19 protein-coding genes are annotated in these 20925 nt (G+C 67.6%); 18 read left to right on the top strand and 1 reads right to left on the bottom strand.

Going from position 1 to position 20925, the window contains the following annotated elements; all coding sequences use genetic code 11:
- Positions 1 to 38 precede the first annotated feature (38 nt).
- The 18 genes from coq7 (at position 39) to lpxC (ending at position 20327) form a co-directional block, all read left to right on the top strand.
- Complete coding sequence (gene coq7 / locus EX20_RS17340; protein ID WP_014722385.1) at positions 39 to 665, top strand: 2-polyprenyl-3-methyl-6-methoxy-1,4-benzoquinone monooxygenase; 627 nt, start codon at positions 39 to 41, stop codon at positions 663 to 665.
- 387 nt (positions 666 to 1052) lie between these two features.
- Positions 1053 to 1481, top strand: a complete 429-nt coding sequence (gene mraZ, locus EX20_RS17335) for a division/cell wall cluster transcriptional repressor MraZ (protein ID WP_006400450.1) — start codon at positions 1053 to 1055, stop codon at positions 1479 to 1481.
- 23 nt (positions 1482 to 1504) lie between these two features.
- Positions 1505 to 2446, top strand: a complete 942-nt coding sequence (rsmH, locus tag EX20_RS17330) for a 16S rRNA (cytosine(1402)-N(4))-methyltransferase RsmH (RefSeq protein ID WP_011883169.1) — start codon at positions 1505 to 1507, stop codon at positions 2444 to 2446.
- Positions 2443 to 2784, top strand: coding sequence for a cell division protein FtsL (gene ftsL / locus EX20_RS17325; RefSeq protein WP_011883170.1), 342 nt, complete (start codon positions 2443 to 2445; stop codon positions 2782 to 2784). Before rsmH ends, ftsL begins: the two co-directional genes overlap by 4 nt.
- Positions 2781 to 4631 (top strand): peptidoglycan D,D-transpeptidase FtsI family protein, encoded by a 1851-nt coding sequence (locus EX20_RS17320; protein ID WP_011883171.1) that lies wholly within the window; start codon positions 2781 to 2783, stop codon positions 4629 to 4631. The genes ftsL and EX20_RS17320 overlap by 4 nt, the downstream gene beginning before the upstream one ends.
- Positions 4628 to 6166 (top strand): UDP-N-acetylmuramoyl-L-alanyl-D-glutamate--2,6-diaminopimelate ligase, encoded by a 1539-nt coding sequence (locus tag EX20_RS17315; protein WP_014722389.1) that lies wholly within the window; start codon positions 4628 to 4630, stop codon positions 6164 to 6166. Before EX20_RS17320 ends, EX20_RS17315 begins: the two co-directional genes overlap by 4 nt.
- The gene (locus EX20_RS17310; RefSeq protein ID WP_034194187.1) at positions 6163 to 7569 is read left to right on the top strand and encodes a UDP-N-acetylmuramoyl-tripeptide--D-alanyl-D-alanine ligase; all 1407 of its coding nucleotides are present in this window, start codon (positions 6163 to 6165) and stop codon (positions 7567 to 7569) included. Before EX20_RS17315 ends, EX20_RS17310 begins: the two co-directional genes overlap by 4 nt.
- Positions 7570 to 7585: 16 nt before the next feature.
- Positions 7586 to 8755, top strand: a complete 1170-nt coding sequence (gene mraY / locus EX20_RS17305) for a phospho-N-acetylmuramoyl-pentapeptide-transferase (protein ID WP_011883174.1) — start codon at positions 7586 to 7588, stop codon at positions 8753 to 8755.
- Between the two features lie 28 nt (positions 8756 to 8783).
- Positions 8784 to 10295, top strand: coding sequence for a UDP-N-acetylmuramoyl-L-alanine--D-glutamate ligase (gene murD, locus EX20_RS17300; RefSeq protein ID WP_011883175.1), 1512 nt, complete (start codon positions 8784 to 8786; stop codon positions 10293 to 10295).
- A complete protein-coding gene (ftsW, locus tag EX20_RS17295) occupies positions 10292 to 11575 on the top strand; it encodes a putative lipid II flippase FtsW (protein WP_011883176.1) in 1284 nt (427 codons plus the stop codon). Before murD ends, ftsW begins: the two co-directional genes overlap by 4 nt.
- Before the next feature lie 121 nt (positions 11576 to 11696).
- A complete protein-coding gene (murG, locus tag EX20_RS17290) occupies positions 11697 to 12800 on the top strand; it encodes an undecaprenyldiphospho-muramoylpentapeptide beta-N-acetylglucosaminyltransferase (protein WP_011883177.1) in 1104 nt (367 codons plus the stop codon).
- Positions 12797 to 14194, top strand: a complete 1398-nt coding sequence (murC, locus tag EX20_RS17285; RefSeq protein ID WP_011883178.1) for a UDP-N-acetylmuramate--L-alanine ligase — start codon at positions 12797 to 12799, stop codon at positions 14192 to 14194. The genes murG and murC overlap by 4 nt, the downstream gene beginning before the upstream one ends.
- A 1-nt stretch (position 14195) precedes the next feature.
- Positions 14196 to 15137: a D-alanine--D-alanine ligase gene (locus EX20_RS17280; protein WP_011883179.1), complete on the top strand. Its 942-nt coding sequence runs from the start codon at positions 14196 to 14198 to the stop codon at positions 15135 to 15137.
- 19 nt (positions 15138 to 15156) lie between these two features.
- Complete coding sequence (locus EX20_RS17275; RefSeq protein WP_011883180.1) at positions 15157 to 15909, top strand: cell division protein FtsQ/DivIB; 753 nt, start codon at positions 15157 to 15159, stop codon at positions 15907 to 15909.
- Between the two features lie 26 nt (positions 15910 to 15935).
- The gene (ftsA, locus tag EX20_RS17270; RefSeq protein WP_006752447.1) at positions 15936 to 17168 is read left to right on the top strand and encodes a cell division protein FtsA; all 1233 of its coding nucleotides are present in this window, start codon (positions 15936 to 15938) and stop codon (positions 17166 to 17168) included.
- A 111-nt stretch (positions 17169 to 17279) separates the two neighbouring features.
- Positions 17280 to 18476, top strand: a complete 1197-nt coding sequence (ftsZ, locus tag EX20_RS17265; protein ID WP_011883181.1) for a cell division protein FtsZ — start codon at positions 17280 to 17282, stop codon at positions 18474 to 18476.
- Between the two features lie 187 nt (positions 18477 to 18663).
- Positions 18664 to 19170, top strand: a complete 507-nt coding sequence (locus EX20_RS17260; protein ID WP_014722392.1) for a peroxiredoxin — start codon at positions 18664 to 18666, stop codon at positions 19168 to 19170.
- A gap of 239 nt (positions 19171 to 19409) precedes the next feature.
- Positions 19410 to 20327: a UDP-3-O-acyl-N-acetylglucosamine deacetylase gene (gene lpxC, locus EX20_RS17255; protein ID WP_011883183.1), complete on the top strand. Its 918-nt coding sequence runs from the start codon at positions 19410 to 19412 to the stop codon at positions 20325 to 20327.
- A 79-nt stretch (positions 20328 to 20406) separates the two neighbouring features.
- On the opposite strand, the gene EX20_RS17250 is transcribed toward lpxC, so the two are convergent.
- The gene (locus tag EX20_RS17250) at positions 20407 to 20886 is read right to left on the bottom strand and encodes a DciA family protein (RefSeq protein ID WP_011883184.1); all 480 of its coding nucleotides are present in this window, start codon (positions 20884 to 20886) and stop codon (positions 20407 to 20409) included.
- Positions 20887 to 20925 lie beyond the last annotated feature (39 nt).

The raw sequence follows: 20925 nt of genomic DNA, 5'->3' as shown, positions 1-20925 counted from the left end.
TTGCCGCCCGCGGCAGCACACGCAGACAGGAGAACAGGATGGTGTTGGACGAACTGATCAGCGAATTCGACCGTGGCCTCAGGTCGCTGACCGGCATTAGCCGGATGAGCCGGCCGGTGCCGGTGCCCGCGCAGCCGCCGGCTGCCGAACTGACGCCCGCGGAGCGCACGCACGCCGCCGGGCTGATGCGTGTGAACCACGTCGGCGAGGTCTGTGCGCAGGCGCTCTATCAGGCGCAGAAGTTCACCGCGCGCACCGCCTCCGCGAAGGCGATGTTCGAGGAAGCCGCGCGCGAGGAAGAGGACCATCTCGCATGGACCGCGCACCGCCTGAAGGAGCTCGACTCGCGCCCGAGCCTGTTGAATCCGCTCTGGTATGCGGGTGCGCTGGCGATCGGCGTGGCTGCCGGCACGCTCGGCGACAAGGTCAGCCTGGGCTTCATGGCCGAGACCGAGCGCCAGGTGGAGAATCACCTCGAAGGCCACCTGTCCGAGCTTCCGGCCGCGGACACCGCGTCGCGCGCGATCGTCGATCAGATGCGCATCGACGAGGTGAAGCACGGCAAGGCAGCGACCGATGCCGGCGGAGTGGAATTGCCGCTGCCTGCTCGGATGCTGATGCGCGCCGCCTCGAAAGTCATGACCAGCACTGCGTACTATCTGTGATCTTCGGGCCGGGGCCGCGCACGACGCGGCTCCGGTTCACCGCCGACGATACCGCCCGTTTTTTCCGCGTTTTCCCGCCCCCGAAAGCCCCGCCCGCACGCCAGTCTGGCCCGCCTTTCTCACGTATCACCTTCACAAGTTGCACTAGCCCATTCATTTATAACGATTTTTAGTTTGCAGGGCCGCATGAGCAACCGCGCGTAAGTCCTTGTTCTGAATAACAAAATTCGTCAAAAAAGCGGGCCGCTCCCTTGACCGTGCCAAACCCTTCCTCTAAAGTGGGAGACAGTGTGAGAAAGTGTATTTTTGTGTGATTTGGCGGGCCATTCGGGCTAAATTCTTGAGCGTTGGGCGGGTGCTTCGGTGCCCTGAACGGGAGAGCGGAACGTGTTCCAAGGGGCGTCGGCGCTGACGCTCGATGCGAAAGGCCGGATGTCGGTGCCGGCCCGCTATCGCGAAGCGCTGCAAGGACAGGCAGAAGGACGGGTGACTGTGACCAAGCACCCGGACGGCTGCCTGTTGCTGTTTCCGCGCCCGGAATGGGAAGTGTTTCGCGCCAAGATCGCCGCGCTGCCGATGGACGCCCATTGGTGGCGCCGTATTTTTCTCGGCAACGCGATGGACGTCGATCTCGACAGCGCGGGCCGGATTCTCGTATCGCCCGAGCTGCGGATGGCAGCCGGACTGGAAAAGGAAGTCATGTTGTTGGGAATGGGTAGTCACTTCGAGCTGTGGGATTCGCAGACCTACATCGCGAAGGAGCAGGCAGCGATGGCGCAGGGCATGCCCGACGCGCTGAAGAATTTCACGTTCTGATTGCGGTGACGGAGACGCCCGCGATGGGAAACGAATTGCAGCATCGGACCGTATTGCTGGACGAAGCGGTCGATTCGCTCGTGACGCGACCGGACGGCATTTACGTCGACGGCACGTTCGGGCGCGGCGGCCACAGCCGCGCGGTGCTCGCGCGGCTCGCGCCGGGCGGGCGGCTGATCGCGTTCGACAAGGATCCGAGGGCGATCGAGACGGCGCAGCGCATCGAGGATGCGCGCTTCTCGATCGTGCACGACAGCTTTGCATCGATGCGCGACGCGCTTGCGGCGCGCGGTGTCGAGAAGGTGTCGGGGGTGTTGCTGGACCTGGGCGTGTCCTCGCCGCAGGTGGACGATCCGGCGCGCGGCTTCAGCTTCCGCGCCGATGGCCCACTGGACATGCGAATGGATCCGACGCGCGGCGAGTCGGCGGCCGAGTGGCTCGCGCGGGCTTCGGTGCAGGAATTGACGGAGGTGATACGAGATTATGGGGAAGAACGGTTTGCTTTTCAGATTGCAAAGGCGCTTGTTGCTCGCCGGGCAGAGTCCGACCGTCTTGGGCCTCTCGACACCACGGGCGAGCTTGCCCAAATCGTGGGTCACGTCGTCAAAACCCGTGAGAAGGGCAAGGATCCGGCAACCCGCACCTTTCAGGCTATACGGATTCACGTCAATCAAGAGCTTGCGGACCTGCAAGTCGTACTAGACGCGGCATTGTCGTTGCTGGAGCAAGGGGGGCGGCTGGTGGTCATCAGCTTTCATTCACTCGAGGATCGAATCGTCAAGCGATTCATGCAGGCGCACGCGAGTGCGCCTGCGGTCGACCGTCGCCTGCCGATTCGCGCCGTCGACCTCCCGAGCCCGCCTCTGAAGATCATCAGCCGTCAGTTTCCGAGCGAAGCGGAAGTCGCCGCGAATCCGCGCGCCCGGTCGGCCGTGATGCGCATTGCGGAGCGCGTCACGCCATGAGCCGCTTCAACATCTTCCTGCTGATCATCGTGATGGGTTGCGCGTTGTCGGTCGTCAATTCGACGAACCAGCAGCGCCAGATCTTCATCCAGCTGCAGCGCGCGCAGTCGCAGGAGCGTCAGCTCCAACAGGATTACGCGCAGCTTCAATATCAGCAGAGCGCGCTGTCGAAGACCTCCCGCATCGAGCAGCTCGCGAACGATACGCTGAAGATGCAGCCGATCACGACCGGCCGCACGCAGTACCTGACGCTGCCGCCGGGCGCCGCGAAGGCGATCGACGCACCGATTCCCGCGTCGGCCGATGCCGGCGCGAAGGGCCGCGGGGGCGCACGATGAAGCCGTCGCACAAGCGCCAGGACGTGAAATTCTCGTCGAGCCCCGTGCTCGGCGTGCACCTGCCGATGTGGCGCTCGAAGCTCGTCGTGTTCCTGCTGTTCATGGCGTTCGTCGCGCTGACCGCGCGCGCGTTCTGGATCCAGGGCCCCGGCAACGCGTTCTACCAGAAGCAGGGCGAGAGCCGCTATCAGCGCACGATCGAGCTGCCGGCCACGCGCGGCAAGATCCTCGACCGCAACGGGCTCGTGCTCGCGACGAGCCTGCCCGTGCGCGCGATCTGGGCCATTCCCGACGCCGTGCCGGACGACCTCGACGCCGCCAAGATCAACCAGCTCGGCAAGCTGCTCGGCATGACGCCGAAGGAGCTGCGCATCAAGCTGTCGGAAGACAAGGGCTTCGTCTACGTGAAGCGTCAGGTGCCGCTCGACGTCGCCGACAAGGTCGCCGCGCTCGACATCCCGGGCATCTATCAGCGCAACGAGTACAAGCGCTTCTATCCGGAAGGCGAGATCACCGCCCATCTGATCGGCTTCACGAACGTCGAGGACGAAGGGCAGGAGGGCGTCGAACTCGGCGACCAGAAGTCGCTGTCCGGCACGTCCGGCGTGCGTCGCGTGATCAAGGACCGGATGGGGCACATCGTCGAGGACGTCGCCGAACAGATTCCGCCGCACAACGGCACCGACGTCGACCTGTCGATCGACAGCAAGATCCAGTACATCGCGTACGCGAACCTGAAGGCCGCCGTCGAGAAGTTCAAGGCCAAGGCCGGCGCGGCGATGGTCGTCGACGTGCGCACCGGCGAAGTGCTCGCGCTGGTCAACTATCCGACCTACAACCCGAACGACCGCACGCGCCTGACCGGCGAGCAGCTGCGCAACCGGATCCTGACCGACGTGTTCGAGCCGGGCTCGATCATGAAGCCGTTCACCGTGTCGCTCGCGCTCGACCTGCATCGCGTGACGCCGAACACGCTCGTCGAGACGGGCAACGGGCACTTCGTGCTCGACGGCGCGCCGATCACCGACGATGCGGGCTTCGGCACGCTGACGGTCGGCGGCGTGATCCAGAAGTCGAGCAACATCGGCGCGACCAAGATCGCGATGACGATGCGGCCCGAGGAAATGTGGAACATGTATACGAGCATCGGCCTCGGCCAGGCGCCGAAGGTCGGCTTCCCCGGCGCCGCGGCCGGCCGGCTGCGCCCGTGGAAGAGCTGGCGCCGCATCGAGCAGGCGACGATGTCGTACGGCTACGGGCTGTCGGTATCGCTGTTCCAGCTGGCGCGCGCGTACACCGCGATCGCGCACGACGGCGAACTGATGCCGGTGACCATTTTCAAGACCGACCCCAATCAGCAGATCACGGGCACGCAGGTATTCACGCCGACCACCGCGCGCGAAGTGCGCGCGATGCTCGAGACCGTCGTCGCGCCGGGCGGCACGTCGCCGGACGCCGCGGTGCCCGGCTATCGCGTCGGCGGCAAGAGCGGTACCGCCTACAAGCACGAAGGTCATGGCTACACGCGCAAGTACCGCGCGTCGTTCGTCGGGATGGCGCCGATGCCGAATCCGCGCATCGTGGTCGCGGTGTCCGTGGACGAGCCGACCGCGGGCAGCCACTTCGGCGGGCAGGTCTCGGGCCCCGTATTTTCGGCGATCGCGGGTGATACGATGCGCGCGCTGAACGTGCCGCCGAACATGCCGATCAAGCAGCTCGTCGTATCGGGCGACGCCGCGCCGGCGGCGCCCGCCGCGTCGGGGCCGCAAAAGCTCGCCGGCAGCGGCCACGCGAAGCATATGATCGTTTCCAGCACGACACGCAATTCACCAGGAGTTGTTCGATGAGCGCCGCTCGCAGTTCTCATCCGGCGCATCAGCAGATCGCAGCCGCGCTTGCGTGGCTGCGCCAGCATGTGGCCCCCGCGGCGCAGCTGCATGCCGACACGCGCAGCCTGCAGGCCGGCGACGTGTTTCTCGGCTATGCGGTCGACGGGGCCGACAATCGCGCGTTCATTGCCGATGCGGTGGCCCGCGGCGCGGCCGCCGTGCTGTATCAACCGGAAGGCCTCGCTGCCGCGCCGGCCGTTCCGGTCGCGTTCGCGGTGCCTGGCCTCGACCAGCTCGCCGGCGAAATCGCGAGCGGCTGGTACGGCGATCCGAGCGACGCTCTGCTCGCGATCGGCGTGACCGGCACGAACGGCAAGACGTCGTGCACGCAATGGATCGCCGCCGCGCTGACGGCGCTGCACCAGCCCTGCGCGCTGATCGGCACGCTCGGCAGCGGCATGCCGGGCCAGCTCGTGCCGACCGGCTTCACGACGCCCGACGCGCCGCAGTTGCAGCGCAGCCTCGCGCGCCTGCGCGATGCGGGCGCGAAGGCCGTCGCGATGGAAGTGTCGTCGCACGCGCTGCATCAAGGCCGCGTGAACGGCACCGCGTTCGACATCGCGGTGTTCACGAATCTCACGCAGGATCATCTCGACTATCACCGCACGTTCGACGCGTACGAGGCGGCGAAGGCGAAGCTGTTCGCGTGGCGCGGGCTGCGCGCGGCGGTCGTCAATCGCGACGACGCGGCGGGCCGCCGGCTGCTCGAGAAGCTGGCCGGACGCGTGCGCACGATCGCGTACGGCATCGGCGACGCGCCGTCGGCCGGCGCCGACCGCGAGCTGGTCGCGACCGACGTGCGCGCGACCGCCGCGGGCACCGCGTTCCGGCTGCGCTCGTCCTGGGGCGAGGCCGACGTCGAGGTCGGCACGCTCGGCACGTTCAACGTCAGCAACCTGCTCGCGGTGCTCGGCTCGCTGCTCGCGGCCGACGTGCCGTTCGACGCGGCGGTTGCCGAGATCGCGCGGCTCGAGTCCGTCAACGGCCGCATGCAGCGGCTCGGCGGTCGGCCGCAGAACGACGAGCCGCTGGTGGTGATCGACTATGCGCACACGCCGGACGCGCTCGACAAGACGCTCGAAGCCCTGCGCCCGATCGCGGCGGCGCGCGGCGGCCGGCTCGTCTGCATGTTCGGCTGCGGCGGCGACCGCGACGCGACGAAGCGCCCGCTGATGGGCGCGATCGCCGAGCGGCTCGCCGACGAAGTCGTCGTCACGAGCGACAACCCGCGCAGCGAAGATCCACAGCGCATCATCGACCAGATCGTCGCCGGCATGACGGCGCCCGATCGCGCACGCCGTATCGAGGATCGCGCGAGCGCGATCCTGCAGGCCGTGCGCGGCGCCGCGCGCGAAGACGTCGTGCTGCTGGCCGGCAAGGGCCACGAAGCGACGCAGGAAATCATGGGCAAGAAGCGCACGTTCTCGGATCAGGATCACGCGCGGCTCGCGCTGGCGGCGCGCGCGACCCACGGCAAGGGAGGCGGCGAATGACGATGCTCAGTCTCGGCGAAGCCGCGCGCCTGATTCCCGGCGCCGTCGTTCACGGCGATCCGGCCACGACGTTCGAGCGCGTATCGACCGACAGCCGTACGGCCGGCCCCGGCGACCTGTTCGTCGCGCTGAAGGGTGAGCGCTTCGACGCGCACGACTTCCTCGGCGACGTGGCCGCGCGCGGCGCAGCCGCGGCGCTGGTCGCGCACGTGCCGGCGGGCCTCGCGATGCCGGTCGTCGAAGGCGGCGAGACGCGCGCCGCGCTCGGCGCGCTCGCGCATGGCTGGCGCAAGCGCTTCGCGCTGCCGCTCGTCGCCGTGACGGGCAGCAACGGCAAGACGACCGTCAAGGAAATGATCGCGTCGATCTTCGCGGCAGCGGTCGGCGCCGACGCACGGCTCGCGACGGCCGGCAACCTGAACAACGACATCGGCGTACCGCTGACGCTGCTGCGGCTGTCGGCCGCGCACCGCCTCGCGGTGATCGAGCTCGGCATGAACCATCCGGGCGAGACCGACGTGCTCGCGCGCCTCGCCGCGCCGACCGTCGCGCTCGTCAACAACGCGCAGCGCGAGCACCAGGAGTTCATGGCGACGGTCGAGGCGGTCGCGCTCGAACACGCGGCGGTGATCCACGCGCTCGCGCCGGACGGCGTCGCCGTGTTCCCGGCCGACGATGCGTACGCGGGCATCTGGCGCGTCGCGGCGACCGGCAACCGGATTCTCGATTTCGCGCTGCACGACGCGCAGCGGCAGGTCGACGCCCAAGTCACCGGCCGCTTGCAAGGCGGCGAGCTCGCGATCGACACGCCGTCCGGCGCGCTGACCGTACGGCTGCGCGCGCTCGGCGAGCACAACGCGCGCAACGCGCTGGCGGCCGCGGCCGCGGCGCTCGCGGCCGGCGTCGAGCTGGCCGCGATCGGGCGCGGGCTCGAAGCGTTCGAGCCGGTCAAGGGCCGCTTGCAGGTGCGGCGTGCGGACGTCGGCAGCCTCGCGGGCGCGACGGTCGTCGACGACACCTACAACGCGAACCCCGACTCGATGCGCGCGGCGATCGACGTGCTGGCCGCACAGGCGGCGCCGCGCGTGCTGGTGATCGGCGACATGGGCGAAGTCGGCGACGAAGGCCCGGCCTTTCACCGCGAGATCGGCGCTTATGCGCGCGAGCGCGGCATCGACGCGCTGTTCGCGCTCGGCGATGCGTCGCGCGACGCATGCGCGGCGTACGGCGACACGGCCCGCCATTTCGGCGACGTCGGCGCGCTGCTGACCGCCTTGCTCGCGGCCGGCTACGGCGCGCACGCGACGGTGCTGGTCAAGGGCTCGCGGTACATGAAGATGGAGCGCGTGGTCGACGCGCTGACGAACCAACCTGCGGCGGGCACGGTGCCCGCCGCTCACTGAGTAGAAGGAAGGAAGCATGCTGCTGGCGCTGGCGCAATGGCTGCAAGGAGACGCAAGCTTTTTGCGCTTGTTCACGTACCTGACGTTCCGTGCGGTGATGGCTACCATCACCGCGCTCGGCATCGGGCTCGTGTGCGGACCGTGGGTGATCCGCAAGCTGACGCAAATGAAGGTCGGGCAGGCCGTGCGCAAGGACGGCCCGCAGAGTCATCTCGTCAAGTCCGGCACGCCGACGATGGGCGGCGTGCTGATTCTGATCGGCATCGCGGTCGCGACGCTGCTGTGGGGCGACCTGACGAACCGTTTCATCTGGATCGTGATGCTCGTCACGTTCGGCTTCGGCGTGATCGGCTGGGTCGACGATTACCGCAAGGTGGTCCACAAGGACCCGCGCGGGATGTCGTCGCGCGAGAAGTATTTCTGGCAGTCGGTGATCGGCCTGTTCGCGGCCGTCTACCTGGCGTTCAGCGTGTCCGAGGCGAACAACGTGCGCGTGCTCGACCTGTTCATGGCGTGGGTGAGGAGCGGGCTGTCGATGGGGCTGCCCGCGCGGGCCGACCTGATGCTGCCGTTCCTGAAGTCGATCAGCTACCCGCTCGGCGTGTGGGGCTTCATCGTGCTGACCTATTTCGTGATCGTCGGCGCGAGCAACGCGGTGAACCTGACCGACGGCCTCGACGGCCTCGTGATCATGCCGGTCGTGCTGGTCGGCGCGTCGCTCGGCGTGTTCGCGTACGTGATGGGCAGCTCGGTCTATTCGAAGTACCTGCTGTTCCCGCATATTCCGGGCGCGGGCGAATTGCTGATCTTCTGCTCGGCGATGGGCGGGGCAGGGCTCGCGTTCCTCTGGTACAACACGCACCCCGCGCAGGTGTTCATGGGCGACGTCGGCGCGCTCGCGCTCGGCGGCGCGCTCGGCACCGTCGCGGTGATCGTGCGCCAGGAAATCGTGCTGTTCATCATGGGCGGCATCTTCGTCGCGGAAACGTTGTCGGTGATGCTGCAGGTGTCGTGGTTCAAGTACACGAAGAAACGTTACGGCGAAGGGCGCCGCCTGCTGAAGATGGCGCCGCTGCATCACCATTTCGAATTGTCCGGCTGGAAGGAAACGCAGGTGGTGGTGCGTTTCTGGATCATCACGCTGATGCTGTGCCTGTTCGGTCTGTCCACCCTCAAGCTGCGGTAAAGGAAAGGTAACAAGGATGTCTGGCGAGATGTTTGGAGATCGGCAAAGGCCGATGGTGCTCGTGCTGGGGCTTGGGGAATCGGGCCTCGCGATCGCGCGGTGGTGCGCGAGGCACGGGTGCCGGCTGCGGATTGCCGATACCCGCGAGGCGCCGCCGAACCTTGCCGCGCTGCAGGCCGAAGGCATCGACGCCGAATTCGTCGGCGGCCCGTTCACGCCTGCGCTGCTCGACGGCGGCATCGACATCGTCGGGCTGAGCCCCGGCCTGTCGCCGCTCGAGCCGGCGCTCGCCGCGCTGCTCGCGGCCGCGAGCGAACGCGCGATCGCGGTGTGGGGCGAACTGGAATTCTTCGCGCAGGCGCTGCGCGCGCTCGGCACGAGCGGCTACCAGCCGAAGGTGCTGGCGATCACCGGCACCAACGGCAAGACCACGACGACGAGCCTCACCGGCTTGCTGTGCCAGCGCGCGGGCAAGAAGGTCGCCGTCGCCGGCAACATCAGCCCGGCGATGCTCGACCGGCTCGCGAGCGCGATCGACGAGACGGCGCTGCCCGACGTCTGGGTGCTCGAACTGTCGAGCTTCCAGCTCGAGACCGCGCGTACGTTCGCGCCCGACGCCGCCGCGATTCTGAACATCACGCAGGACCATCTCGACTGGCACGGCAGCTTCGACGCCTATGCGGCGGCGAAGGGCCGCATCTTCGGCGCGACGACCACGCGCGTGCTGAACCGCGACGACGCGGCCGTGATGAAGTTCGCGCCGGCCGCGGGCGCCGCCGATGCGGCGCGCACGGTGACGTTCGGCCTCGGCGAGCCGACGCGGGACGGCGACTACGGGCTGTCGCGCGACAACGGCATCGCGTGGCTCGTCGAAGCGATCGACCGCGACGCGCCGGACGAAACGACGACGACCCGCCGGCGCAAGCGCGACGGCGCGCATACGCCCGATATCGCGCACAAGCGGCTGATGCCGGTCGACGCATTGCGCATCCGCGGGCTGCACAACGCGGCGAACGCGCTGGCCGCGTTCGCGCTCGCGCGTGCGATCGACCTGCCGGCCGCGCCGCTGCTGCATGCGCTGCGCGAATACCGCGGCGAAGCGCATCGCGTCGAGGTGATCGCGACGATCGACGACGTCGACTACGTCGACGACAGCAAGGGCACGAACGTCGGTGCGACGGTGGCCGCGCTCGACGGCCTCGCGCAGAAGATCGTGCTGATCGCCGGCGGCGACGGCAAGGGCCAGGACTTCGCGCCGCTCGTCGCGCCGGTCGCGCGCTGGTGCCGTGCGGTGATGCTGATCGGCCGCGACGCGCCGGCGCTGCGCGCGACGCTCGCCGACACCGGCGTGCCGCTCGCCGACCACGCGACGCTCGAAGGCGCGGTGCGTGCGGCCGCCGAGCTCGCCGAGCCGGGCGATGCGGTGCTGCTGTCGCCTGCCTGCGCGAGCCTCGACATGTTCCGCAACTACGCCCATCGCGCGGACGTGTTCCGCGCGGCGGTGGATGAAATCGCCATCGACAAAGGAGCGACGCCATGAGCTGGTCCGATCGCCTCGTCTCCCGCTTCAACGATCGGCGCGACACCGGCGGCAATGCCGCGGGCGGACGCGCCGCCTCGGCCACGCGCGCCGCGACGGGCGGCCTCGCGAGCGTCGTCAACGGCGTGCGGCCGAGCCGCTCGCGGATGCTCGACTTCGACTACTCGCTGCTGTGGGTCGCGATCGCGCTGCTCGGGCTCGGCGTCGTGATGGTCTATTCGGCATCGATCGCGATGCCCGACTCGCCGAAATACGCGTCGTATCACGATTACGCGTTCCTGATGCGCCATTGCGTGTCGCTCGTCGTCGCGTTCGTCGCGGCGGTGGTCGCGTTCCGCGTGCCCGTGTCGACCTGGGACAAATACGCGCCGCATCTTTTCCTGATGGCGCTGGTGGGTCTCGTGATCGTGCTGATCCCGCACGTCGGCAAGGGCGTGAACGGCGCGCGCCGCTGGATTCCGCTCGGCATCACGAACATGCAGCCGTCGGAAATCATGAAGCTCGCGGTGACGATCTACGCGGCGAACTACACGGTGCGCAAGCAGGAGTACATGCAGAGCTTCGCGAAGGGCTTCTTGCCGATGGCGTTCGCGGTTGGCCTGGTCGGCGCGCTGCTGCTGCTCGAGCCCGACATGGGCGCGTTCATGGTGGTCGCGGCGATCGCGATGGGCGTGCTGTTCCTCGGCGGCGTGAACGGCAAGCTGTTCGGCGGGCTGGTCGCGACCGCGATCGGCACGTTCACGATGCTCGTGTGGCTGTCGCCGTGGCGTCGCGAGCGGATCTTCGCGTATCTCGATCCGTGGGACGAACGCTACGCGCAGGGCAAGGCCTACCAACTCACGCACTCGCTGATCGCGTTCGGCCGCGGCGAGTGGTTCGGCGTCGGCCTCGGCGGCAGCGTCGAGAAGCTCAACTACCTGCCCGAAGCGCATACCGACTTCATCCTCGCGGTGATCGGCGAGGAGCTCGGCTTCGTCGGCGTGCTGGTGGTGATCCTGCTGTTCTACTGGATCGTGCGCCGCGCGTTCGAGATCGGCCGTCAGGCGCTTGCGCTCGACCGCACGTTCGCGGGCCTGATGGCTAAGGGCATCGGCATCTGGTTCGGCGCGCAGACCTTCATCAACATGGGCGTGAACCTCGGCCTGCTGCCGACCAAGGGCCTCACGCTGCCGCTCGTCAGCTACGGCGGCTCGGGCATTCTGCTGAACTGTGTCTCGCTGGCGGTGCTGCTGCGGGTCGATTATGAAAATCGCGTACTGATGCGGGGAGGGAAGGTATGACCTCCCTGCGTCAGTACGCGATTTCGGCGAAGGCTAACTTCGTGCGCGAAGCGCGCGAAGTTAAGCGTAGCGGCCGTAGCCAAAACGTTCGTTCATGCTTGCCGATGCGCGGAGGAAAGGTATGACCGCGTCGCGACGCACGCTGATGGTGATGGCAGGCGGCACCGGGGGCCACGTGTTCCCGGGGCTCGCGGTCGCGCACCGGATGGAAGCGGCGGGCTGGCGCGTCGTATGGCTCGGCAATCCGGCCGGGATGGAAGCGACGCTCGTGCCGAAGCACGGCATTCCGATGGAATACGTGCGCTTCGGCGGGCTGCGCGGCAAGGGGCTGAAGACCAAGCTGACGCTGCCGTTCAACCTGCTGCGCGCGTGCTGGCAAAGCCTCGGCGCGCTGCGCCGCGTGCGGCCGGACGTCGTGCTCGGGATGGGCGGTTACATCACGTTTCCGGCGGGCGTGATGACCGCGCTGTCGGGCCGGCCGCTCGTGCTGCACGAACAGAATTCGATCGCCGGCCTCGCGAACAAGGTGCTCGCCAAGTTCGCGAAGCGGGTGCTGGTGGCGTTCCCCGACGCACTGCCGCACGCCGAATGGACCGGCAATCCGATCCGCGCGGAACTTGCGCGCACGGAGGCACCCAAAGCACGCTATGCATCGCGCAGCGGCCCGTTGCACGTGCTCGTGGTCGGCGGCAGTCTCGGCGCAGCCGCGCTGAACGAAGTCGTGCCGCGCGCGCTGGCGCTGCTCGCGCCGGGCGAGCGTCCGCGCATCGTCCATCAGGCGGGCGCGAAGCACATCGATGCGCTGAAGGCGAACTACGAAGCGGCCGGCTTTGCGGGCGGCGACGACGTGCGGCTCGTGCCGTTCATCGACGACATGGCGAGCGCGTACGCGGCGGCCGATCTCGTGATCTGCCGCTCCGGCGCGATGACGGTGTCGGAGATCGCGGCGGTGGGCGTGGCCGCGCTGTTCGTGCCGTTCCCGTACGCGGTCGACGATCACCAGACGACCAACGCCGCGTTTCTCGCCGATGCGGGCGCGGCGGTGCTGGTGCAACAGCGCGACCTCTCGGCGCAACTGCTCGCCGACTGGCTGCGTGGCCAGTCGCGGGCGTCGCTCGCGGCGATGGCCGAGCGTTCGCGCTCGCTGGCAAAGCCCGAGGCCACCGATGAAGTCGCGCGCGTCTGCGCGAAGGTGGCCGGCGCGAACCTGGAACAATTGCAATGAAACACATCGTCAAACATATTCATTTCGTCGGGATCGGCGGCGCGGGCATGAGCGGCATCGCCGAAGTGCTCGTCAATCTCGGCTACGAGGTGAGCGGCTCGGACCTGTCGCGCAATGCGGTGACCGATCGCCTCGCGGCGCTCGGCGCGCGCATCGCGATCGGGCACGACGCGGCGAACATCGAAGGTGCGAACGCGGTCGTCGTGTCGACGGCCGTGCGCTCGGACAACCCGGAAGTGCTGGCCGCGCGCCACCAGCGCGTGCCGATCGTGCAGCGCGCGGTGATGCTCGCGGAGCTGATGCGCCTGAAGCAGGGCATCGCGATCGCCGGCACGCACGGCAAGACCACCACGACGAGCCTCGTCGCGAGCGTGCTCGCGGCCGGCGGCCTCGATCCGACCTTCGTGATCGGCGGCCGGCTGATCAGCGCCGGCGCGAACGCGCGGCTCGGCACCGGCGACTTCATCGTCGCGGAGGCCGACGAGTCGGACGCGTCGTTCCTGAACCTGTATCCGGTGATCGAAGTCATCACGAACATCGACGCCGATCACATGGACACCTACGGCCACGATTTCGCGCGGCTCAAGCAGGCGTTCATCGAATTCACGCAGCGCCTGCCGTTCTACGGCAGCGCCGTCGTGTGCGTCGACGATCCGAACGTGCGCCAGATCATCCCGTTCATCTCGAAGCCGGTCGTGCGCTACGGGCTGTCGGCCGACGCGCAGGTGCGCGCGGAGAACATCGACGCGCGCGACGGCCGCATGCACTTCACGGTGATCCGCGAAGGCCGCTCGCCGCTCGCGGTGGTGCTGAACCTGCCGGGCCTGCACAACGTGCAGAACGCGCTCGCGGCGATCGCGATCGCGACCGATCTCGGCGTGTCGGACGACGCGATCCAGCTCGCGCTGGCGGAATTCAACGGCGTCGGCCGGCGCTTCCAGCGCTACGGCGAGGTGCCGAGCGCGGACGGCGGCCAGTACACGCTGATCGACGACTACGGCCACCACCCGGTCGAGATGGCGGCGACGATCGCGGCCGCGCGCGGCGCGTTCCCGGGCCGCCGCCTCGTGCTGGCGTTCCAGCCGCACCGCTACACGCGCACGCGCGACTGCTTCGACGATTTCGTCAACGTGCTGTCGACGGTCGACGCGCTGGTGCTGACGGAAGTCTATGCGGCGGGCGAGGCGGCGATCGCGACGGCCAACGGCGACGCGCTGTCGCGTGCGCTGCGCACGGTAGGGAAGGTGGACCCGGTGTTCGTCGCGACGGTCGACGACGTGCCGGACGCTCTGGCCAAGGTCGCGCGCAACGGCGACGTGGTGATCACGATGGGCGCGGGTTCGATCGGCGGCGTGCCGGCGAAGATCGTGCAGAACACGCAACAGAAGGGATGACATGAGCGGGATCGATCCGAAACGTTTCGGCAAGGTGGCGGTGTTGTTCGGCGGCGAGTCGGCCGAACGCGAGGTGTCGCTCACCTCGGGCCGTCTCGTGCTGCAGGGCCTGCGCGACGCAGGCATCGACGCGCATCTGTTCGACCCGGCCGAGCGGCCGCTGTCGGCGCTGAAGGACGAAGGCTTCGTGCGCGCGTTCAACGCGCTGCACGGCGGCTACGGCGAGAACGGCCAGATCCAGGGCGCGCTCGATTTCTACGGGATCCGCTACACGGGCAGCGGCGTGCTCGGCTCGGCGCTCGGTCTCGACAAGTTCCGCACCAAGCTCGTGTGGCAGCAGACGGGCGTGCCGACGCCGCCGTTCGAAACGGTGCTGCGCGGCGACGACTACGCGGCGCGCGCGACCGAGATCGTCGCGAAGCTCGGCCTGCCGCTGTTCGTGAAGCCGGCGAGCGAAGGCTCGAGCGTCGCCGTGCTGAAGGTGAAGACGGCCGACGCGTTGCCCGCCGCACTGTCGGAAGCCGCGACGCACGACAAGATCGTGATCGTGGAGAAGAGCATCGAAGGCGGCGGCGAGTACACCGCGTGCATCGCCGGCGATCTCGACCTGCCGCTGATCAAGATCGTGCCGGCCGGCGAGTTCTACGACTATCACGCGAAGTACGTCGCCGACGATACGCAGTACCTGATCCCGTGCGGCCTGCCGGCGGCGCAGGAAGCGGAGCTGAAGCGCATCGCGCGGCGCGCGTTCGACGTGCTCGGCTGCACCGACTGGGGCCGCGCGGACTTCATGCTGGACGCGGCCGGCAACGCGTATTTCCTCGAAGTGAACACGGCGCCCGGCATGACCGATCATTCGCTGCCGCCGAAGGCTGCACGCTCGATCGGCATCAGCTATTCGGAGCTGGTCGTGAAGGTGCTGTCGCTTACGCTCAACGATTGACGCAGGAACGGAACGACGTATGTGGAACAACGTTCGCCAACTCAACCTTGCCGCCAGCGCGCTGTACGCGCTGCTGCTGCTCGTGTTGGCGGCGGCCGGCTGCTACTGGCTGATCCAGCGTCCGACGTTCGCGCTGCGCGAGATCCGGATCGACGGCGACACCGAACACATCAACTCGCCGACGGTGCGCGCGGGGGTGGTCGGCCGGCTGAAGGGCAACTTCTTCACGGTCGATCTCGACACGGCGCGCGCCGCGTTCGAGCAGATGCCGTGGGTGCGCCACGCGAGCGTGCGCCGCGTGTGGCCGAATGCGCTGGCTGTCACGCTCGAGGAGTACAAACCGCTCGGAACGTGGGGCAGCGCGCAGCTCGTCAGCGTCGACGGCGAGCTGTTCACCGCGAACCAGGGCGAGCTGGATCAGGAGCTGCCCGCGTTCGACGGTCCGGAGGGCAGTGCAAGGGAAGTCGTCGCGCGCTATCGCGACTTCATGAACTGGTTTGCGCCGCTGAAGGCGGCGCCTGAAGAAGTGACGCTGTCGGCGCGTTACGCGTGGACGGTGAAGCTGTCGAACGGCATGCAGGTCGAGCTGGGCAAGGAGCGCACCAGCGAAACCCTGCACGACCGCAGCCAGCGCCTCGTCGCCGCGTGGCCGGCCGTCACGCAGCGCTGGGGCAACGACATCGAGTACGCGGACCTGCGTTATCCGAACGGGTTCGCGATACGTGCGGCAGGCATGCGGTTCCTGACCGATACCGACAAGCGCAAGCAGTAACGAGAGATCACACGCAAGAGCACTTTATGAGCAAAGACTACAAGGATCTGCTGGTTTCCCTCGACATCGGCACGTCGAAGGTGGTGGCCATCGTCGCCGAGCTGAAGGGCGAGGGCCATTACGAGGTGATCGGCCTCGGCCAGAGCGAATCGAAAGGTCTGAAGAAGGGCGTGGTGGTCAACATCGAGGCCACCGTGCAGTCGATCCAGCGCGCGCTCGAGGAAGCCGAGCTGATGGCCGACTGCAAGATCACCAACGTGTTCACGGGGATCGCGGGCAGCCACATCCGCAGCTTCAACTCGAGCGGGATGGTCGCGATCAAGGACAAGGAAGTCACGCAGACGGACGTCGCGCGCGTGATCGAGACCGCGAAGGCGATCAACATCCCGACCGACCAGCAGGTGCTGCACATCCTCACGCAGGAATTCATCATCGACGGCCAGGAAGACGTGCGCGAGCCGATCGGGATGAGCGGCATCCGCCTCGAAGTGAAGGTGCACATCGTGACGGGCGCGGTCAGCGCCGCGCAGAACATCGTCAAGTGCGTGCGCCGTTGCGGGCTCGAAGTGAACGACCTGATCCTGCAGCCGCTCGCGTCGTCGCTCGCCGTGCTCACCGAGGACGAGAAGGATCTCGGCGTGGTGCTGGTCGACATCGGCGGCGGCACGACCGACATCGCGATCTTCGCGGAAGGTGCGATCCGCCATACCGCGGTGATTCCGATCGCCGGCGACCAGATCACGAGCGACATCGCGATGGCGCTGCGCACGCCGACGCCGGACGCGGAAGACATCAAGGTCGGCTACGGGATCGCGAAGCAGGCGCTCGCCGATCCGGACGAGATGGTCGAAGTGCCGGGCCTCGGCGAACGCGGGCCGCGCACGCTGTCGCGCCAGGCGCTCGCGGCGGTGATCGAGCCGCGCGTCGAAGAACTGTTCTCGCTCGTGCAGCAGGTCGTGCGCGAGTCGGGCTACGAAGAACTGCTGAGCTCCGGCGTGGTCATTACCGGCGGCGCGTCGATGATGCCCGGCATGGTCGAGCTCGGCGAAGACATTTTCCTGAAACCGGTGCGCATCGGCGCGCCGGAATACGCAGGCGGCCTCGCCGACGTGGTGCGCAACCCGCGCTACTCGACGGCGATGGGCCTGCTGGTCGAAGGCAGTGCGCAGCGCATGCGCGGCCGCAAGGTCGCCGTGCAGTCCGGCAACGCGGGGCAGATCTTCTCGCGGATGAAGGAGTGGTTCCTGAGCAACTTCTGACCAACCGAATCGAAATTCGCGCCGGTGCCGGCGGCCGGCGCGCGACAGGGGGTTGCCCGATCTCCTGCCGAATAACGGCCGCGTAGTCTTATTTTCTTGACGGAGGCAACAATGGAATTCGAAATGCTGGAAACCGAAACCAACGGCACCATCATCAAGGTGGTCGGCGTTGGCGGCGCTGGCGGCAATGCCGTTCAGCACATGATCAACCGGGGCGTGCAGGGCGTCGACTTCATCGTGATGAACACCGACGCACAGGCGCTGTCGCGTGCACGCGCACCGTCCGTGATCCAGCTCGGCAACACCGGCCTCGGCGCCGGCGCGAAGCCGGAGATGGGCAAGGCGGCGGCCGAAGAGGCGCGCGAGCGCATCGCCGACGCACTGCGCGGCGCGCACATGGTGTTCATCACGGCCGGCATGGGCGGTGGCACGGGCACGGGCGCGGCGCCGGTCGTCGCGCAGATCGCGAAGGAGATGGGCATCCTGACGGTCGGCGTCGTCAGCAAGCCGTTCGAATTCGAAGGCGGCAAGCGCATGCGCGTCGCAGAAGCAGGCTCGCAGCAACTGGAGGATCACGTCGACTCGCTGATCGTCGTCCTGAACGACAAGCTGTTCGACGTGATGGGCGATGACGCCGAGATGGACAAGTGCTTCCAGTGCGCGGACGACGTGTTGAACAACGCGGTCGCAGGCATCGCCGAAATCATCAACGTCGACGGCCTCGTGAACGTCGACTTCGAAGACGTGAAGACGGTGATGGGCGAGCAGGGCAAGGCGATGATGGGCACGGCGACGGTCGCCGGCGTCGATCGCGCGCGCCTCGCGGCGGAACAGGCCGTGGCGAGCCCGCTGCTCGAAGGCGTCGATCTGTCGGGCGCGCGCGGCGTGCTGGTCAACATCACGTCGAGCCGCTCGCTGCGCCTGTCGGAAACGCGCGAAGTGATGAACACGATCAAGAGCTACGCGGCGGAAGACGCGACGGTGATCTTCGGTGCGGTGTACGACGACGCGATGGGCGATGCGCTGCGCGTGACGGTCGTCGCAACGGGCCTCGGCCGTGCGGCGAAGAAGCAGCAATCGGCGCCGATGACGCTGCTGCGCACCGGCACCGACAACCAGCCGGTCAGCGCGGTGTCGCACGGCTATGCGCAGCCGCAGCACGTCAGCACGGCCGACTACGGCGCGCTCGATACGCCGGCGGTGTGGCGCAATTCGCGCGAAACCGCGGCATCGCACGTGCAGGCGCTGCAGGAAAAGGGTGTCGACACCTACGACATCCCGGCTTTCCTGCGCAAGCAGGCCGACTGACGGCACACTGAGGCGAAGCCGCGGCGAGCTGCCGCGGTAACGCCGGCGTGACGGATGCCACGGACCACGACAGGCCGCGTCGAAGCGACGCCGGGCCGGGAGACGTGCCCTCTTCGCGTGAGCGAAGCGGGATGGGCCGCGCTGTCCGCAACACGCCGCAAAACCGTATCGCTATGAGGGACCAGCCATGATTCAAGTGGGCGAAGCGCTGCCCGACGCGCAATTGTTCGAATACGTCGACGACGCGCGCGAAGGCTGCACGCTGGGGCCGAACGCCGTCAGCGTGCGCGAGCAGGTGGCGGGAAAGCGCGTGGTGATCTTCGGATTGCCGGGTGCTTTCACGCCGACCTGTTCGGCGCAGCATGTGCCGGGCTACGTCGAGCATGCCGAGCAGTTGCGCGCGGCAGGCATCGACGAGCTCTGGTGCGTGTCCGTCAACGACGCATTCGTGATGGGCGCATGGGGACGTGATCTGCACACCGCGGGCAAGGTGCGCATGATCGCGGACGGCAGCGCTGCTTTCACTCATGCGCTGGGGCTGACGCAGGATTTGTCCGCGCGTGGCATGGGAATCCGTTCCCTGCGCTACGCGATGGTGGTCGACGACGGTGTGGTCAAGACGCTGGCCGTCGAAGCGCCGGGCAAATTCGAAGTGAGCGATGCAGCGAGTGTGCTCGCGACACTGAGGTCCTGATCGGGCGTGCACCGTTGCCGTGAGGCAACGCCGAGCAGCACCGCCAGGCCAGTTGTAACACGGGCCGATGACCGGAAACGCCTCCGTTCCGGGCATCGGCCCGTCCCGCATTCGCGCGGGTAAACAGTCGAAACAGATTGATACGCAGTTTCAACCAGCGTCGAATAGGGAATTACGCTATAATCTCACCTATCGAATATAACTCCTGATTGATATTCTCAATCAAGCAGAAGAACACCATGCTGAAGCAGCGCACCATCAAATCGATCGTGAAGACCGTGGGTATCGGTCTGCACTCGGGCCGCAAGGTCGAACTGACGCTCCGCCCGGCCGCGCCGGGCACGGGGATCGTGTTCTCGCGCGTCGATTTGCCGACGCCCGTCGACATCCCGGCGTCCGCGATGTCGATCGGCGATACGCGGCTCGCGTCGGTGCTGCAGAAGGACGGTGCGCGCGTGTCGACCGTCGAGCACCTGATGTCCGCGTGTGCGGGCCTGGGCATCGACAATCTCTACGTCGACGTGACGGCCGAGGAAATTCCGATCATGGACGGCAGCGCCGCGTCCTTCGTGTTCCTGATCCAGTCGGCGGGCATCGAGGAGCAGAACGCGCCGAAGCGCTTCATCAAGGTGACGAAGCCGGTCGAAATCCGCGATGGTGACAAGTTCGCGCGCCTCGACCCGTTTTTCGGCTTCAAGCTGAAGTTCACGATCGACTTCCGTCACCCGGCCGTGGACAAGACCGGCCAGGAACTTGAGGTCGATTTCGCGAATACGTCGTACGTGCGCGAGATCGCGCGTGCGCGCACGTTCGGTTTCGCGCACGAGGTCGAGATGATGCGCGAGCTGGGCCTCGCACGCGGCGGCAGCATGGACAACGCGATCGTGCTCGACGAATACCGGATCCTCAACAACGACGGCTTGCGCTACGACGACGAGTTCGTGAAGCACAAGATGCTCGACGCGATCGGCGACCTGTACGTGGTCGGCCATCCGCTGCTGGCGTCGTACACGGCTTACAAGTCGGGCCACGGGCTGAACAACGCGCTGCTGCGCGAACTGCTCGCGCACGAAGACGCCTACGAGATCGTCACGTTCGACGATCCGCAATCCGCACCGAAGGGATTCGCGTTCGATACGCAGACGGCCTTCGCGTGATCGGCGGCAGGCACGCGCGATAAAAAAAGCGACCTTCGGGTCGCTTTTTCATTGCCGGTACGCGCCGCGGCGGCGCGCTTCAACGCGGCGATTTCGGGCCGTGGCGCGCGGCCATCCGCGCGAGCGCCGCCTGCAGCGGCGACGGTTCGAGATGGTCGGCGAGCTCGCGCAGCGCCGCCACGCCGACCGACGTCATCCGCGCCTGCTTCACGTGCGGCGGTTCCGGCGCATCCTTCGGCCGCACGCGCACCCGCAGCGCGTCCACCGGCCAGCCGCGCTTTTGCAGATCGGCGAGCAGCCGGCGCTCGACCTGACGCAGCCGCGCGGCGAGCGCATTGTGCGCGGCAAAAAGGGTCAGCGTACCGTCCTTGATCGAGCCCGGTTCGACATGACTGGCGAGATAGTCGGGCAGCAGCGCGGTGAGGTCGCGCTGCAGCGACGCGACCTGTTCGACGCCGGCACGCAGCGCCGCGAACGCGTCGGTGCGGTTGAGCACTTCGGACACGGGTTGCGGGCGATACGTGGAGAGCGAGCCGAAACGCTTGGAAAATCGGTTCATCGAGGCATTCTTCGGGCGCGCACGCGCGCGGAGGTTGAC

Origin of the sequence: Burkholderia sp. WP42 (assembly GCF_000745665.1) — a bacterium.
Classification (GTDB): Bacteria; Pseudomonadota; Gammaproteobacteria; order Burkholderiales; family Burkholderiaceae; genus Burkholderia; species Burkholderia vietnamiensis.
Note: the sequence above shows the minus strand (reverse complement) of the source record. Positions and strands in the feature narration are given on the sequence as shown.

Bases quoted from the DNA above. Each gene is read 5' to 3' on its own strand.
- murG (WP_011883177.1), top strand. From the start codon at position 11,697: ATGACCGCGTCGCGACGCACGCTGATGGTGATGGCAGGCGGCACCGGG.
- ftsA (WP_006752447.1), top strand. From the start codon at position 15,936: ATGAGCAAAGACTACAAGGATCTGCTGGTTTCCCTCGACATCGGCACG.
- EX20_RS17280 (WP_011883179.1), top strand. From the start codon at position 14,196: ATGAGCGGGATCGATCCGAAACGTTTCGGCAAGGTGGCGGTGTTGTTC.
- lpxC (WP_011883183.1), top strand. From the start codon at position 19,410: ATGCTGAAGCAGCGCACCATCAAATCGATCGTGAAGACCGTGGGTATC.
- mraY (WP_011883174.1), top strand. From the start codon at position 7,586: ATGCTGCTGGCGCTGGCGCAATGGCTGCAAGGAGACGCAAGCTTTTTG.
- rsmH (WP_011883169.1), top strand. From the start codon at position 1,505: ATGGGAAACGAATTGCAGCATCGGACCGTATTGCTGGACGAAGCGGTC.
- ftsZ (WP_011883181.1), top strand. From the start codon at position 17,280: ATGGAATTCGAAATGCTGGAAACCGAAACCAACGGCACCATCATCAAG.
- coq7 (WP_014722385.1), top strand. From the start codon at position 39: ATGGTGTTGGACGAACTGATCAGCGAATTCGACCGTGGCCTCAGGTCG.
- EX20_RS17275 (WP_011883180.1), top strand. From the start codon at position 15,157: ATGTGGAACAACGTTCGCCAACTCAACCTTGCCGCCAGCGCGCTGTAC.
- murC (WP_011883178.1), top strand. From the start codon at position 12,797: ATGAAACACATCGTCAAACATATTCATTTCGTCGGGATCGGCGGCGCG.
- EX20_RS17260 (WP_014722392.1), top strand. From the start codon at position 18,664: ATGATTCAAGTGGGCGAAGCGCTGCCCGACGCGCAATTGTTCGAATAC.
- ftsW (WP_011883176.1), top strand. From the start codon at position 10,292: ATGAGCTGGTCCGATCGCCTCGTCTCCCGCTTCAACGATCGGCGCGAC.
- EX20_RS17320 (WP_011883171.1), top strand. From the start codon at position 2,781: ATGAAGCCGTCGCACAAGCGCCAGGACGTGAAATTCTCGTCGAGCCCC.
- EX20_RS17310 (WP_034194187.1), top strand. From the start codon at position 6,163: ATGACGATGCTCAGTCTCGGCGAAGCCGCGCGCCTGATTCCCGGCGCC.
- murD (WP_011883175.1), top strand. From the start codon at position 8,784: ATGTTTGGAGATCGGCAAAGGCCGATGGTGCTCGTGCTGGGGCTTGGG.
- EX20_RS17250 (WP_011883184.1), bottom strand. From the start codon at position 20,886: ATGAACCGATTTTCCAAGCGTTTCGGCTCGCTCTCCACGTATCGCCCG.
- ftsL (WP_011883170.1), top strand. From the start codon at position 2,443: ATGAGCCGCTTCAACATCTTCCTGCTGATCATCGTGATGGGTTGCGCG.
- EX20_RS17315 (WP_014722389.1), top strand. From the start codon at position 4,628: ATGAGCGCCGCTCGCAGTTCTCATCCGGCGCATCAGCAGATCGCAGCC.